The sequence below is a fragment of the uncultured Eudoraea sp. genome, assembly GCF_947490415.1.
In the GTDB taxonomy this organism is placed as follows: Bacteria; Bacteroidota; Bacteroidia; order Flavobacteriales; family Flavobacteriaceae; genus Eudoraea.
In genome coordinates, this window is the sequence record NZ_CANLGX010000002.1 from 359,808 (window position 1) to 374,538 (window position 14,731).

Annotated in this window: 13 protein-coding genes; 5 read left to right on the plus strand and 8 right to left on the minus strand. The window is 37.1% G+C overall.

Translation table 11 applies throughout. The features are described 5' to 3' along the window. Positions 1-70: 70 nt before the first annotated feature. Positions 71-922 (minus strand): formyltetrahydrofolate deformylase, encoded by an 852-nt coding sequence (purU, locus tag Q0874_RS06535; RefSeq protein ID WP_299160886.1) that lies wholly within the window; start codon positions 920-922, stop codon positions 71-73. A 143-nt stretch (positions 923-1,065) separates the two neighbouring features. Between purU and Q0874_RS06540 the strand changes: the two genes are divergently transcribed. Continuing rightward, positions 1,066-4,503, plus strand: coding sequence for a methylmalonyl-CoA mutase family protein (locus tag Q0874_RS06540; protein ID WP_299160889.1), 3,438 nt, complete (start codon positions 1,066-1,068; stop codon positions 4,501-4,503). Between the two features lie 67 nt (positions 4,504-4,570). Here Q0874_RS06540 and Q0874_RS06545 read toward each other — a convergent pair whose 3' ends face one another. Further along, positions 4,571-5,008 (minus strand): hypothetical protein, encoded by a 438-nt coding sequence (locus tag Q0874_RS06545; protein ID WP_299160891.1) that lies wholly within the window; start codon positions 5,006-5,008, stop codon positions 4,571-4,573. Between the two features lie 119 nt (positions 5,009-5,127). On the opposite strand from Q0874_RS06545, the gene Q0874_RS06550 reads away from it, so the two are divergent. Both Q0874_RS06550 and Q0874_RS06555 read left to right on the plus strand, forming a co-directional pair. After that, positions 5,128-5,577, plus strand: a complete 450-nt coding sequence (locus Q0874_RS06550) for an Lrp/AsnC family transcriptional regulator (RefSeq protein ID WP_299160893.1) — start codon at positions 5,128-5,130, stop codon at positions 5,575-5,577. 346 nt (positions 5,578-5,923) lie between these two features. Further along, positions 5,924-7,348: an alpha/beta hydrolase gene (locus tag Q0874_RS06555; protein ID WP_299160895.1), complete on the plus strand. Its 1,425-nt coding sequence runs from the start codon at positions 5,924-5,926 to the stop codon at positions 7,346-7,348. Here the strand turns inward: Q0874_RS06555 and Q0874_RS06560 are convergent. Then, positions 7,335-8,072 (minus strand): DJ-1/PfpI family protein, encoded by a 738-nt coding sequence (locus Q0874_RS06560; RefSeq protein ID WP_299160897.1) that lies wholly within the window; start codon positions 8,070-8,072, stop codon positions 7,335-7,337. The two genes, Q0874_RS06555 and Q0874_RS06560, sit on opposite strands and share 14 nt — an antisense overlap. Before the next feature lie 5 nt (positions 8,073-8,077). After that, positions 8,078-9,286: an MFS transporter gene (locus Q0874_RS06565; protein ID WP_299160898.1), complete on the minus strand. Its 1,209-nt coding sequence runs from the start codon at positions 9,284-9,286 to the stop codon at positions 8,078-8,080. Between the two features lie 207 nt (positions 9,287-9,493). Here Q0874_RS06565 and Q0874_RS06570 point away from each other — a divergent pair, with 207 nt between their 5' ends. Beyond that, complete coding sequence (locus tag Q0874_RS06570; RefSeq protein ID WP_299160900.1) at positions 9,494-10,159, plus strand: DUF1684 domain-containing protein; 666 nt, start codon at positions 9,494-9,496, stop codon at positions 10,157-10,159. Between the two features lie 70 nt (positions 10,160-10,229). On the opposite strand, the gene Q0874_RS06575 is transcribed toward Q0874_RS06570, so the two are convergent. The 4 genes from Q0874_RS06575 to crcB all read right to left on the minus strand — a co-directional run bounded on the left by Q0874_RS06575 (position 10,230) and on the right by crcB (position 13,787). Then, positions 10,230-11,396 (minus strand): outer membrane beta-barrel protein, encoded by a 1,167-nt coding sequence (locus Q0874_RS06575; protein ID WP_299160902.1) that lies wholly within the window; start codon positions 11,394-11,396, stop codon positions 10,230-10,232. A gap of 118 nt (positions 11,397-11,514) precedes the next feature. After that, positions 11,515-12,768 (minus strand): ammonium transporter, encoded by a 1,254-nt coding sequence (locus Q0874_RS06580; RefSeq protein WP_299160904.1) that lies wholly within the window; start codon positions 12,766-12,768, stop codon positions 11,515-11,517. A 27-nt stretch (positions 12,769-12,795) separates the two neighbouring features. Beyond that, entirely contained in the window at positions 12,796-13,134 is a 339-nt protein-coding gene (locus Q0874_RS06585) for a P-II family nitrogen regulator (RefSeq protein WP_299160906.1), read from the minus strand. A 281-nt stretch (positions 13,135-13,415) separates the two neighbouring features. After that, positions 13,416-13,787, minus strand: a complete 372-nt coding sequence (gene crcB / locus Q0874_RS06590; protein WP_299160908.1) for a fluoride efflux transporter CrcB — start codon at positions 13,785-13,787, stop codon at positions 13,416-13,418. 539 nt (positions 13,788-14,326) lie between these two features. Here crcB and Q0874_RS06600 point away from each other — a divergent pair. Further along, positions 14,327-14,713 (plus strand): nucleoside triphosphate pyrophosphohydrolase family protein, encoded by a 387-nt coding sequence (locus tag Q0874_RS06600; protein ID WP_299160913.1) that lies wholly within the window; start codon positions 14,327-14,329, stop codon positions 14,711-14,713. The last annotated feature ends 18 nt before the right edge of the window (positions 14,714-14,731 follow it).

Consider the following 14,731-nt stretch of genomic DNA (forward strand, 5'->3'; position numbering starts at 1 on the left):
CTTTGTAAAATATAATTCTGTTAATATACTAAATAATTTGCGGTGTAAAAAGGGCTGCTTCCCAATGATTTTAAGAGAAAATAACAGTTTTATTATTGTATACCATGGTTTTTCTGTTTACATGAAGTTGAACGGCCCTGGAAAGTACAATTTTTTCCAGATCGCGTCCTTTGGCAATAAAATCTTTCACTCGATGTGAGTGAGATACCATGGTGACATCTTGCTCAATTATGGGTCCTGCATCCAGGGCTTCGGTAACATAATGGCTTGTTGCACCAATGATTTTCACACCGCGTTCAAACGCAGCATGATAAGGTTTAGCTCCGGCAAAGGCAGGAAGAAAAGAATGGTGTATGTTGATTATTTTATTTGGAAAATGGTCTATAATTTTACTGCTTAATATTTGCATATATCTGGCCAGTACTATGAAATCTGTCTTATGCGATTTTAAAAGTTCTAATTGTTCCTTCTCGGCCGCAGCTTTGGATTCTTTGGTTACAGGGACAAAGTAGAAAGGAATTTCAAATTGTTCAGCGATATGTTTAGCATCTGCGTGATTGCTTAAGATGAAGGGGATCTCCACGTCTAATTCACCCGATTTATATCTGCTGAGCAGATCATAAAGGCAATGGTTGTATTTCGAGACAAAAATGGCCATTCTTGGTTTCAGGTTTCCAGGATGTATGCTCCATATCATCTCATATGGAAGTGCCAATTTCGTCTCGAACTCCTCTTTGAATTTAGAAAATTCAATCGTTTTGTCGGAAAATTCACTTTCCAAACGCATAAAAAAAACACTGAGCTCCTCATCAACATGCTGGTCCAGATAAACGATATTTCCTCCTTTATTATGGATAAACCCGGTTATTGCACTTATTATTCCCGATTGATCCGGACAGTGGATAAGAATTGTGTTTCTCAAAATGATATATTTAAGCCTATAAAATTATAATATTAGGAACAGAGGCTTGGTGAAACTAATGATTTTTATAAAATTCTGATTACAAGGTAATTTTTTTTGCATTTTCCGTAAATTGCTAACCTAATGAAGCCCAAAAATTATCAATGGAACAAAATAAAGTCTATAAACCAAAAAATAAAATAAGAGTAGTTACTGCGGCTTCGCTGTTTGATGGTCATGATGCAGCGATTAACATCATGCGGCGCATTATTCAATCTACGGGAGTAGAGGTCATTCATTTAGGCCATGACAAAAGTGTTGATGAGGTTGTAAATTGCGCTATACAGGAAGATGTCAATGCCATAGCAATGACTTCTTATCAAGGTGGTCATAATGAGTATTTTAGATATATGCACGACCTTTTAAAAGATCGTGGAGCTGGTCATATTAAGATATTTGGCGGTGGCGGAGGTGTAATTCTGCCAAAGGAAATAGAGACCTTGATGAAATATGGGATTACCAGGATTTATTCACCTGATGATGGTCGGACAATGGGATTACAGGGAATGATAAATGATCTTGTGGAAAAAAGTGATACCCCGGTTCCCGACCTAAAACTGGATAGTGGAACTACGCTGATCAAAGCATTAAAGGAAAAACAACCAAAGACTATTGCACGGCTAATAAGTCTTGCAGAAAACAGACCTTCTGAATTTGAAAAACTCTTTTCAGGAATTCGTAAGGATAACAATAACGTCCCGGTGTTGGGAATTACAGGTACGGGAGGTTCGGGGAAATCTAGTTTAGTTGATGAGCTGGTCAGACGATTTTTAAGAGACTTTCCGGAGAAATCTATTGGTTTGATATCTGTTGATCCTTCTAAAAGAAAAACAGGAGGAGCTCTTCTTGGAGACAGGATCAGAATGAATGCAATTAATGATGATCGGGTGTATATGCGATCCCTGGCAACACGACAATCTAATTTGGCACTATCTAAATATGTGAATGAGGCTGTTGAAGTATTAAAAACAGCTGCCTTTGATCTTATTATTCTTGAAACCTCGGGGATTGGCCAATCCGACACGGAAATAATTGAACATAGTGATGTTTCGCTTTATGTTATGACTCCGGAATTTGGTGCTGCTACTCAGCTTGAGAAAATTGACATGCTCGATTTTGCTGATCTGGTGGCTATAAATAAATTTGATAAAAGGGGAGCGCCGGATGCGTTAAGGGATGTAAAGAAGCAATATGTGCGAAATCATGGTCTATGGGAAGCAGATGAAGAAACATTACCTGTATTTGGAACAATAGCTTCACAATTTAATGACCCCGGCATGAATCGTTTATACAAGGCGATTATGCAACAATTAACCGAAAAGGCAAATGCAGATCTTGTTTCGACCCTGGTAGTCAGCCAGGAAATGGATAAAAAGGTATTTGTTGTACCCCCAGCCAGGACAAGATATCTTTCAGAGATTGTGGAAAGCATTAAATCTTATGATACTAAAGTTTCACATCAGGCAGAAGTTGCCCAGCAACTATATGGAATTTACAAAACGATAGCAGGCCTTTCCAAGACTCCACCAGAGTTGACCAGTGCCGGAATAGAAGTTTCCGGTTTGGATAGTTCCGGGGAAGGTGAAAAAGATAATTTAATTCAACTTTTATTAATTGAATTTGACCGGGTAAAACTCAATTTTGACCCCTATAACTGGGAGATTATACTCAACTGGGATGGTCTGGTAAACAGGTATAAAGACCCTGCCTATGTTTTTAAAGTTAGAGATAAAGAAATACGAATAGATACACATGTGGAGTCACTTTCAGGCCTGGCTATTCCCAAAGTGGTTTTACCAAGGTATAAAGCATGGGGCGACCTGCTTCAATGGCGATTACAGGAGAATGTACCGGGGGAATTTCCATATACTTCCGGACTTTACCCTTTTAAAAGGACAGGTGAAGATCCCACACGAATGTTTGCTGGTGAAGGAGGACCTGAACGCACAAACAGAAGGTTTCATTATGTAAGCCTGGATATGCCTGCCAAGAGATTGTCCACTGCATTTGATTCTGTGACACTCTATGGTAATGATCCTGATCACAGACCCGATATTTATGGAAAGATAGGAAATGCTGGCGTATCTGTTTGCTGTCTGGATGATGCCAAGAAGTTGTATTCCGGTTTTGACCTGAGTGATCCTATGACATCAGTTAGTATGACCATAAATGGACCTGCACCAATGCTATTGGGTTACTTTATTAATGCTGCAATTGATCAAAACTGCGAGAAGTATATCCATCAAAATGGCCTTGAAAAGGAGGTAGAATCAAAAATCAAAACATTTTATAAAGGAGATTCAAAAAACAGGCCAAAATATCAGGGCTCTCTACCGGCGGGAAATAACGGGCTTGGTCTTTTTTTACTGGGTATAACCGGAGATAAGGTACTTGCCCCTGAAGTTTACAAAACCATTAAACAAGAGACTTTAAAAACAATACGGGGAACAGTGCAGGCAGATATCCTGAAAGAGGATCAGGCTCAGAATACCTGTATTTTTTCAACAGAATTTGCACTTAGACTTATGGGTGACGTTCAGGAATATTTTATTCTTAATGACGTAAGGAATTTTTATTCTGTATCGATTTCGGGTTACCACATTGCAGAGGCCGGGGCAAATCCTATTACACAATTAGCTTTTACGCTGTCAAATGGTTTTACCTATGTTGAATACTACCTTAGCCGGGGGATGGATATTGACAAATTTGGGCCCAACTTGTCGTTTTTCTTTTCCAATGGATTAGATCCTGAATATGCAGTAATAGGAAGAGTTGCCAGGCGTATTTGGGCCAAGGCCATGAAAGACAAATATGGCGCAGATTCCAGGGCACAAATGTTAAAATATCATATACAAACATCGGGTCGAAGTTTGCATGCCCAGGAGATTGATTTTAATGACATTAGAACCACTTTGCAGGCCCTATATGCTATATATGACAATTGTAACTCATTGCATACCAATGCATACGATGAGGCTATTACTACCCCAACGGAAGAATCAGTCAGAAGGGCAATGGCGATTCAATTGATTATTAACAAGGAATTAGGTCTTTCCAAAAATGAAAATCCGCTACAAGGATCCTTTATTATTGAAGAACTTACAGATCTTGTAGAGGAGGCTGTTTTGCTTGAATTTGATAGAATTACCGAGCGTGGAGGTGTATTGGGTGCCATGGAAACTATGTATCAAAGATCCAAAATACAGGAAGAAAGTATGCATTACGAGACATTGAAACATACGGGTGAATATCCAATAATTGGTGTAAATACTTTTTTAAGCTCTTCAGGATCTCCTACCATACTCCCTGCTGAGGTTATTAGAGCTACTGACGAGGAAAAACAGCAACAAATCAATACTTTACAGGCTTTGCAAATACGAAATAAATCAATTGCTCAAAAACAGTTGAAAGAGCTACAGGAAGCAGCCATTAGGAACGAAAATATATTTGAAAAACTAATGGAGGTCACTAAAGTTTGTTCGTTAGGACAAATCACACATGCATTGTTTGAAGTAGGAGGACAGTATAGAAGAAATATGTAAAGTTTATTCAGGAATTATTAGGAATTCAAATTCAGTAAACCAATGTATTGCACCTTATGGAAGTTGTTTAGTAGCCCATATAATCATTGAACCCCCAGTTTGAACCGCCACTATTTTTACCAATAGATTTTCTCCATTTCTTAAAAGATCTTCTAAAACTATGGATTTCTTTCCGAAGTAATTCCACATATTCCCTTTCCTTTAAGCCATCATTTTCCAGTCCGTTACAATAGGAAATAATATTCCTAATCATAATATTTATAAATGAAGCACTTTTCATTCGAACGGCATATGATTCAGTGGATTCTGCCTGGGCTATCTGTTGTGGGATCAAAATGGCATCAGTAAGTAAAGAGTCCGCAATATGATCTCTTAGACTGTTAGACTGATACAATTTCAGTAAATCCTTGTTCTGGGAAACAAACGAGGCAATTTCTCTGCTCATACTGCAGAGTTCCATTGCTTTTCTGTAAACCGGTAAGGTTCTTAAGTTTTTGTAGGGCATTTTCTCTTTTAGCAAAAATTCTACAATAAAGTTACGTTCAAATTTTAGATATCATCTTTAAAATACAAAGCAATTTCGTATTTTAGCTTTATAAATTAATTAATTAATCATAATTTACTTTGAATAACAAAATAGATGACTTAAACTGGCACATCCTTAAACTCCTTCAGGAGAATTCAAGGCTGTCCTTGTCAAATATTGGAAGAAAAGTGGGGTTAACTCCACCGGCAGTGGCGGAGCGTGTCAAAAAAATGGAAGACCTTGGAATTCTTGAAGGTTTTAATGCAAAAGTATCCTATACCCTCGCAGGGTATCAGCTAAAAGCCATTATTACCTTAAGAGCTTTTATGGGTAAATTGAAACCTTTTCTGGAGATGGTTCAGAAGCTGGAGGAAGTTATTAATTGTTACCGGATTACAGGTGATGAGAATATAATAATGGAGGTAGTTCTTAAGGATCAGGCTCATTTGGAAAGATTTATCGATGAACTCATTAGATATGGCGAAACACGGACACATATAATACTGTCTGATGTGGTTTCTGATGCGCCAATAAAGCGGCTTAAATAAAGTTAGTTAATTGAGTTTTGAATATTGTAAAAGAGTCATCTCTATTGCTGACTGAATTAGATTTAATAAAGTATTTTAATTAAGAATTTATATCTTTTTTGAGAAATTATATTAAAAATTTTCGATTCAGCAGTATTTTATTACCGGACATCCGGGTGCCGGAAATAAATAGTTTTGAATATTTGTTCTTGAAGGATTTAATTGCTTAATTTAACTATAGGATGTAAATAGGATGTATTATCTATTAGTACTCCGTCATTCACTCTAAGAAAGGTTTATCAGTATAACTTTGAGCATTTGTAGAATTCTCAACTATTTTGGCCGGGTTTTTGATCATTTCAGAAATATGAAGCAAGTTTTATTTCTTCTTTTATTTGTAGGCTTAGCTTATACGGGCAGTTCGCAAACAAGACAAGTAGTATTTACAAAGGGAAGGATTATAGATTCTATCCCCATCAACGATTCAATTTCCGAAACATATAAATTATATCTTCCTAAAAAGTTTGATGGCAAGGGTACATGGCCCATCATATTTGTATTTGACTTGGAAGGCAAAAATAGCCAGGCATTAAACATATTTAAGGTCGCAGCAGAAGAACAAGGATTTCTACTTGCTTCGTCTAATGATATTAGTGATACGCTTTCAATCACCAAAAATGTTCTAATTACCAGCAGGCTTTTTCAGGAGGTTGGAACACTTTTCCCTTTGAACAGCAATCGAGTATATACTGCAGGTTTTTCATCCGGAGCTAAGTTTGCCGCGCTTGTACCTTCTTTTATAAAAGTGGTTGATGGTGTAATTTCTTGTGGATCATTTGTCCCAAGTATTGAATTATTGGATGAGAAAAAACCTTTTTACTTTGTTGGAATTGTAGGGAATGAGGATTTTAATTATCCGCAAATGTTACAGGGCCGGGAATTGTTGAGCAAATTGAAATTTCCCAATGACCTATTGGTGTTTGATGGCGGTGAACAATGGTCAGATTACAGTCTTATCGACAAGGCGTTAAAGATACTTACACTTTCCGCTATGGCTAAAGGGAATGTAGGTAAAGACGATGAATTTGTCATGAATAGTTATCGCCAAAATTTAGAAGAACTTAAACTACTAATTAATTCAGGTCAGTTATTAAAAGCATATAATTTACAAAGTGAAATGATCTCCATTTACAGGCCCCACCTGGAAGTTGATTCCTTGAGGGAGCAACTTAAAATTCTGAAAAAAGAAAATATATACAGAGCTCAAAGACGAAATTTGAATAATGTTCTTCTTCGGGAAACCTTTATAAAGGATGATTATGATTATAATTTATTTGAAGATTTGTCTGCCCTGAATTACAATAATCTGGGATGGTGGAATTATCAGATGGGGGAACTCAAAAAATATGATAATAAGCCGGATCCTTTCGAACAACAAATGGGAAAACGATTATTGGGATATCTCAATGCACTTATTGAAGATAATATAGATATTGAAAAGGAGCAGCCAGTAGTTAATGACGAAGCGCTAAGTTTTCTATGGATGTTGAAAACTATTACCGAACCTATGGCTTATTCTTATTACTTAAAAATTATATCTGATAGTTCTAAATATGAAGATTTTGGCACGGCCTTATTTTATCTGGAAGAATTGTTAAAAAATGGCTATGAGGACAAGAACCGCCTTTATTCATTAGAGCATACAGCCCTATTGAGAATTATGCCCGAGTTCAATGCCATAGTTAATAAATACCTGAAGGGATCTCGTTATGATGCCATTATTGAGGAATAAATTTTTCAATTAAATCAAGGTCCCAATCGATTACTAATCCTTTGGCCAGAGACTTAGTCACTTCTTTCCCATAAAGGTGCTCGCAAAGATATAAAGAGGCCTCGAAGCTTTTCGCTCCACCTGCAGAGGTAATGTATTTACCATCGTGAACAAACAGTACGCTGTCCTTTACTTTTAGAAGAGGAAACATCTGTTTGTATTTTGAAATGTCGCTGGGAAAAGTGGTAGAGGTAACCTTGTCTAACAAACCTGCTTTAGCCAGAATAAACGCACCATCACAATGTGAAGTCATAAATAACGCATTCTTGTCCACCCTTTTTACAAAATTAAGCATGGCGGTATCTTTTAAATCTGAATCCAGATGGTGTTCTGCACTTGGAATTACAAGTATATCTATAGGTGGAAGGGAATCCCTTAAGTAATCAAAATCGGGTAAAATGCGAAGTCCCTCAAAAGTAGTAATTGGGTCTAAAGTATTAGCCACAGTAAAGGTATTCATGGCCTTAATACCTTCTCTGTATTTTGTGTGCTGAAAAATGTCATATGGGGCAGTAAATTCTGTATTATAGGTTCCATCCATAATTAAGAAGGCAACATTATAATTACCGGGATGTAATTTAATTGTTCTTTTAAGTATGTTTCCTGAAGGTTTGGAATCATCCTTTTTTTTGGAGCAACCCGAAACCAAACCTAAAAGTAACAAGAGGGAGAGAAATTTTTTCATAGCTTTTACTTTCGGGAATTTCTTAGAAGTACTTTTTTCAACAACAAAAGTAGCAAAATGCCAATTAAACCTACAAAAGTTGCCAAATACCAGGTGGTTTGATAACCAAGCCTGGCAATAGATATCATCCCGGAATTATGTGCGAAAATGTGAGAGATTGAAAAGGCAATACTGTAAAGGGCCATATACTCTCCTTGCCTGCCCCTTTTTGCCCTATCCATGGCAAACGCATTTGAGAATGGGAACGCTACCATTTCTCCGAGAGTCATCAATAACATCCCTATAACAAGGACACCAATCCACGTGGTAAAATTTAGTATCAGAAGACTCAAAGTAACAAGCATTAAACCAATTATCATATTGGATATTTTGGATAAAGACCTTGTTTCCAAAAACTTTATAAGGGGCATTTCAAAGACAAATATTATGAAGCCATTCATTGCTAAAAGCAAACCTATTTGAGTTTCATTTAATGCGTGTTCATCGTTATAATAAATAGGGATTGTGGAAAAGTACTGCACAAACACGAATCCGAACAGGACCATTGAAATAATAAACACCAAATATGGCACATCTTTATATGCAGACAACGGCATTTTATTTTCGACGCTATCAAGCACTTTTACCTTCTTAGGATTCAGGAGGACTAATAACAATATGCCGGCTGCCATACAGGTAAGGCCATCTACCCAAAATAACCCGCTGTAACCTAAAGTGCCTATAATTAAACCGCCAAGAGCAGGTCCGGCAGAAAATCCAAGATTTATGGCAAGACGAATAAGTGTTACTGATCTTGTTTTGTTTTCAGGTTTACTATATGCGCTAAGGGCCACAAATGTCGCGGGTCTGAATGCATCCGCGATTATCATTAATACAAAGATGCCTCCACAAATTGACCAAAACGAAACAAGATATTGAAGGGTAATAAAAAGTATCCCGGTCAATATAAGACTTACCAGCATAACCTGATATGCACCAAAAAGATCAGTTAATTTTCCTCCCAGCCAGGAGCCAATTAGCGATCCTAACCCAAAGCAACTCATAATAATACCTACATTCTCCAGGGTGAAACCGAGATCCTGGGTAAGATAAAGTGACAAAAAGGGGATGACCATTGTCCCCGCTCTGTTTATAAGGGTTATTAAAGAAAGCCACCAAACCTCTTTGGACAATCCCTTAAATGAATTTATATAGCTGTTATATACTGATCTCATTCTGTATAAATCATAAAAAAGCCTGACATATCTGCCAGGCTACCCACTATTAAATAGCATTGATTCTAAAGCCAGAAGCGCTGATTCCTTCGGTTAGGATAAACTATTACCGCCCTTTGAATCAATGATATGTTCATATTTTAAGTCTTAAAGGATAAAAATATGTAAAAAAAAGAGATGTTGTATTTTTGAACGAAATATGTATCTATGAAAAAAAATCTTTTGCTGGGAATCATGTGTTTATATGTGGGCATTTCGGGATGTGCAGATAAACGCAAATATCACGATACCATAAAGTCCGAAATAGCATCGGATAACTCAGAGATGGTTAAGGAGATTTTATTATTTCAAAAGGAACTCAATGAAGAATTTAAGAACCCGGAAACTTCCCCTTTGCCGGACAGGTATCGAAAGGATTTTGAGGGTTTGGATTTCTTTCAGCCGGATACTTCATTTAGAGTAATAGGTTCTCTGGAGCGGACGGCAGATCCAATTCCTTTTATGATGCCTACTACCACTGATCGCCTTTCTGAAGAGGTAGTATTCGGGGTGGTAAATTTTAGTATAAAGGGGGAAAACTATAGTCTTGAAGTTTATCAAAACCTGGAGTTGAAAGAAACAGAAGGATATGAAGATTACCTCTTTCTGCCTTTTTTAGATAATACAAACGGGGAAGAGACTTACACCGGAGGCCGCTATCTGGATTTGGCTATTCCTGAAGGGAATTCTATTATACTTGATTTTAACAGGGCTTACAATCCTTATTGCGCATATAATAAAAAATATTCCTGCCCTATTGTCCCAAAACGAAATAACCTGGATACCAAAATTAAAGCAGGGGTGAAAAGCTTTAAACCTAAGTCAAATAAATAGGCCCCGATGTATTACCATCAGGGCCGGCATTTATTTAACTAAACAAAACAAACTAAACTAATTTTTCTATCTAGAAAGCAAATACAGCTGCCAATAGGAAAGAGGATAGGCTTTTAGACGTTTCTAAATCCTTATTTAAAAAGGCATCATCTGAAGCGTTGTCTAATCTTATTTCTGGAATTATTTTAAGGTAATTACCTATGGTCACATTTCCAGAAAGGGTGACAGCGAATACGTTAGAATCTTCAACTCCGGTTCCAATGGCTCCAAAATCACCTACTTCTTCAAAATATTCACCTCTTAAACCAAGTGTAAAGACCTCAGAAAAAGTGTATTGTGGATATAATGCAACACCGTAGAACCCAAGATCATCTGGTGTATCTTCATCAAATCCAACATCTCCGGTATCCTGGTATGTGGCATTTATGCCGAGGAAGAAATCTTCACCAATGTTAAATCCTCCAGTGTAATCTATCTGGAAAAGACTGTTAATGTCTGGTTCTTCAATGGTGCCATCATTGACAATTTTGTCGATCCCCTGTTTACCGTACAAGAAGTTAAGGAATTGACCTGCATAACCGAGCTGAGCTCCAAAACTAAAATCGCTTTGCCGGGCAGCAGATGTAAAATCGGTCTGATTCAAAATGGCTACCATAGCCGACCAGTCGTTTCCTAAATCAAAATCTGCTTTCAGACCAGTATGGGAAAAGGGGCCGTAGGAAAACATATAGGAAGTACTATAGTTAAAGTTCGCAACTGGTGAGATTACCTCATATCCCAAAAATGTGTTGAAATTTCCTAAGGTAAGTGTCACCTTATCGCTGACATTCCAATAAACATACAACTGGTTTACGATGCTGGTAGGTCCTGAATCATTAAATACCGCATCTTCACCTCTGGGTCCAAATACCAGATCAGCTACAAAACCAACTTTCTCGCCTTCGTATCCTGCTATTAGATTTACCATACCTATCGCAAAACCGTTATCATTGGCGAATGATGTGCCGGGTGCACTTGGAGATATTTCGCCTATCTCCTCACCACCTTCTACAATTGGCACTACGCTGTTTAATCCGTTGAAATTTGTACGATAATACGCGTCTACCGAACCGCTAAAAGAGATTTTCTTTTTTTCTTCTTCCTCTTCTTCTTCCTGCGCAAATCCAGCTGATCCGAGCAATAACAATGCTAAAAGGAATAAATTTTTTATGTAACTTGTATTTGTAAATAATTTCATAATTCAATGTTTTTGGGATTCCCGTTTAGGGAACGTATTAAATGATTTAAATTGATTTATTTGAAAACTTTACATAACGGAGCGTTCTGCCAAACGCTCCGTTAATTTTTTCATCTTATTACTGCTCACTCATTCTAAAGTCGGCGTAGGCATCCATTCCGTGTTCAGCTAAGTCCAACCCGTCTATTTCTTCTTCTTTAGGGACTCTTATTCCTACTGTTTTCTTAAGTGCAAAAATGATTATGAAAGCCGAGATACAGCAGAATACTCCTACTGAAGCAACTCCGGTTAATTGATATATTAACTGTTGCCCTCCGGCCAAATCTCCAAATATACCTACTGCAAGAGTTCCCCAGATTCCGCATATGAGGTGTACGGTAACTGCTCCAACAGGGTCATCTAATCGAATCCTGTCAATTAGAGCTACGCCAAGTACGATTATCACACCAGCTATAAGACCTATAACGACTGCCTCGTTCGGCGACATTAGGTCAGCACCAGCCGTAATACCTACCAGGCCTCCCAATATGCCGTTTAGGAACATAGTTAGGTCCATATTCTTATACATAATGGTAGACAAAACTGCGGCTCCAACACCACCGGCAGCTGCGGCCAAACAGGTAGTTACAAGTACAAGTGATGTAGTAGCCGGGTCTGCAGATAAAACAGAGCCACCGTTAAAACCAAACCAACCCAACCATAGGATTAAAACACCCGCTGTCGCCATGGGAATGCTATGGCCCGGGATAGCATTCGGTTTCCCATCCTTGCCAAATTTGCCTATTCTGGCTCCCAAAAGGTAAATAGCTATTAAAGCGCCCCATCCACCAACGGAATGTACCAGAGTTGAACCTGCAAAATCATAAAAACCTCCGTCTTCTCCACCTAATGTAGACAGGAATCCGCCACCCCATTGCCATGAACCGGCTATAGGATATATAAGACCTACATAAATGATTGTAAAAATCATAAAAGGACCTATTTTAATACGCTCGGCAACCGCTCCTGAGACAATTGTTGCGGCTGTGGCTGCAAACATTCCCTGGAACAGAAAATCTGTCCACCAGGTATAACCTCCATCGGCGTATTCAGCCGTCATGCCATTTTCAGGGGCGTCAATACCAAAACCTGCAAATTCGAAAATACCCATCGAACCTTCTTCAAATCCGGGGTACATTAAATTAAAGCCACCTATATAGTACAATAGCAGTCCTACTGTAATAATAAAGATGTTTTTAAAAAGTATATTAATTGTGTTTTTTTGTCTGGTGAGGCCAATTTCTAAAAAGGCAAACCCTGTATGCATAAAAAATACAAGGGCGGTACATACCATCATCCAAACATTATTAGCTGTAAATAATCCTGCTTCCATTTCTTTTAAGTATTAGTTAGTTACTTTTTAGTTAATTCCGGCCTGGCCGTTTTCCTTGGTTCTTATTCGAAAAGCTTGCAGGACATCGGAAACAAAGATCTTACCATCACCCACATTTCCTGTGTAAGCGGCTTCCAGTACAGTGTTTACAGTTCTTTCAAGAAATTCGTCAGACACTACTATTTCCAGATACCTTCTTTGGATGTCTGTAGTACTGTATGAAATACCACGATAGACATGACCTTGTTTTTCATTTCCTACTCCAGTTACGTCCCAGTAACTAAAGAAATTTACCTCAATCTCATGAAGTGCATTTTTCACATCATCAAATTTGGATTTTCTAATAATTGCTTCAACTTTTTTCATTTGTTAGTTTTATTGTTGATCGCCGCAAATATATATTAAATAAATTAACACCCTAAAAAAATTGGGGGTAGGGTTGTTATTTTTATAATAATTATAATTTGACCCCATTAATTTTAAGGGTATACTATTAAAAACAATAAAAAATGTTTATTTGATGATTTTGTGAGGCAGTATTAACTAAACTTGTAGGAAAGTAAAAAAGCCTGATCATTTTTAATAAAACGGTGAGGCAATAAGAATGCTATTCTAAGGATAAAAAAGTGTTTGAATTACTGAGACGATTATACTAACCTGGAAAGCCAAAGTCCCAATGCAATCGCCAGAACACCTACTGTTATGCTGGTTATAGTATAAAAAGAAAAATGCAGTAATTGGCCGGATTGTAGCAATCCATGATTCTCAAGCGTAAATGCAGAAAAAGTAGTAAATCCTCCGCAGAATCCTGTAGACAGGATGAGGATTTGATCTTTTGAAAGCAGGTTTCCTTTCATTGAAGTGCCCAGTAGAAAACCAATTATCAGGCAACCAATGATATTAACCAGGAATGTGCCAAGGTAAAAATTTTGAAAATAATCGTTGAAAGTTTTGCCAATAATAAAACGAAGAAAGCTACCAAACCCACCTCCGATAAAAACAAGTAAAAATTGTTTCATACCCTAAAGGTAAAAAACTAAATGGCTTTTTTGTACTTGGTTGGATTTAAATCCAGAGGATAAATTTTAGTCAGGGATTGATCTGAAATACTTTTTCGCAACTTACTTACTCTCTGTCTTGCGTTTGTTACGCTAAAGAATAAAAGTGCCGCATTAAAAAATACTAGAACAAAAAATATAGTTAAAAAAGTGGTCATTTGAAAATAATGATATAATTGGTTAACGCAAAATTACTTCTTTTCTTGTATTTTACGAATGAAAAGCTATAATTGTTGTGATTTACCTAATTTTTGTGGTGTTCTCAGTAATTGCGTTAATTTTTGAGGATGTACTTAATTGCAAATAAGAATATTACGAATATTACAAAGACAATTCCCACCCATTTTACACCACGGTAATTTTTTGCATGTAGTTTTTTGTCTTTTCGATAAGAAAATATCAGGATCAATGTGAATAACAAAATGAAAAATACCGCAAATGCCACTTGTCCTGTGCTAAACATATTTATTATTTTTACGCAAAACTAAAACAAAAAATCCATGAAAAAGAAAATTGCTTCTGTTGAGCTTTTTCATAAATCTTTTGGCCTTGGAGTGTCTCACTCTATGAAAGCAGATCTGGGCGCAGCAAAGAACAAGTTGCGATTCAACCTAATGGATGAGGAAAATAGGGAATATTTTGAGGCAGCCCAAAATAATGATTTGGCTGAGGTAGCCGATGCTTTAGGGGATATGCTTTATATTCTTTGTGGAACTATCCTTGAACACGGTATGCAACATAAAATTGAGGAAGTGTTTGAAGAAATACAGCGCAGCAATATGAGTAAATTGGGAAAAGATGGTAAGCCTATTTACAGGGAAGATGGTAAAGTGCTTAAAGGGCCAAAATATTTTAAACCAAATATTCAGGCTATTCTTGATAAATAAAATGGACACTAATTTTAA

Excerpts from the sequence above, each read along its gene's own strand:
- Q0874_RS06540 (WP_299160889.1), top strand. The coding sequence starts at position 1,066 with ATGGAACAAAATAAAGTCTATAAACCAAAAAATAAAATAAGAGTAGTT.
- Q0874_RS06545 (WP_299160891.1), bottom strand. The coding sequence starts at position 5,008 with ATGCCCTACAAAAACTTAAGAACCTTACCGGTTTACAGAAAAGCAATG.
- Q0874_RS06555 (WP_299160895.1), top strand. The coding sequence starts at position 5,924 with ATGAAGCAAGTTTTATTTCTTCTTTTATTTGTAGGCTTAGCTTATACG.
- Q0874_RS06560 (WP_299160897.1), bottom strand. The coding sequence starts at position 8,072 with ATGAAAAAATTTCTCTCCCTCTTGTTACTTTTAGGTTTGGTTTCGGGT.
- Q0874_RS06565 (WP_299160898.1), bottom strand. The coding sequence starts at position 9,286 with ATGAGATCAGTATATAACAGCTATATAAATTCATTTAAGGGATTGTCC.
- Q0874_RS06570 (WP_299160900.1), top strand. The coding sequence starts at position 9,494 with ATGAAAAAAAATCTTTTGCTGGGAATCATGTGTTTATATGTGGGCATT.
- Q0874_RS06575 (WP_299160902.1), bottom strand. The coding sequence starts at position 11,396 with ATGAAATTATTTACAAATACAAGTTACATAAAAAATTTATTCCTTTTA.
- Q0874_RS06580 (WP_299160904.1), bottom strand. The coding sequence starts at position 12,768 with ATGGAAGCAGGATTATTTACAGCTAATAATGTTTGGATGATGGTATGT.
- Q0874_RS06585 (WP_299160906.1), bottom strand. The coding sequence starts at position 13,134 with ATGAAAAAAGTTGAAGCAATTATTAGAAAATCCAAATTTGATGATGTG.
- crcB (WP_299160908.1), bottom strand. The coding sequence starts at position 13,787 with ATGAAACAATTTTTACTTGTTTTTATCGGAGGTGGGTTTGGTAGCTTT.
- Q0874_RS06600 (WP_299160913.1), top strand. The coding sequence starts at position 14,327 with ATGAAAAAGAAAATTGCTTCTGTTGAGCTTTTTCATAAATCTTTTGGC.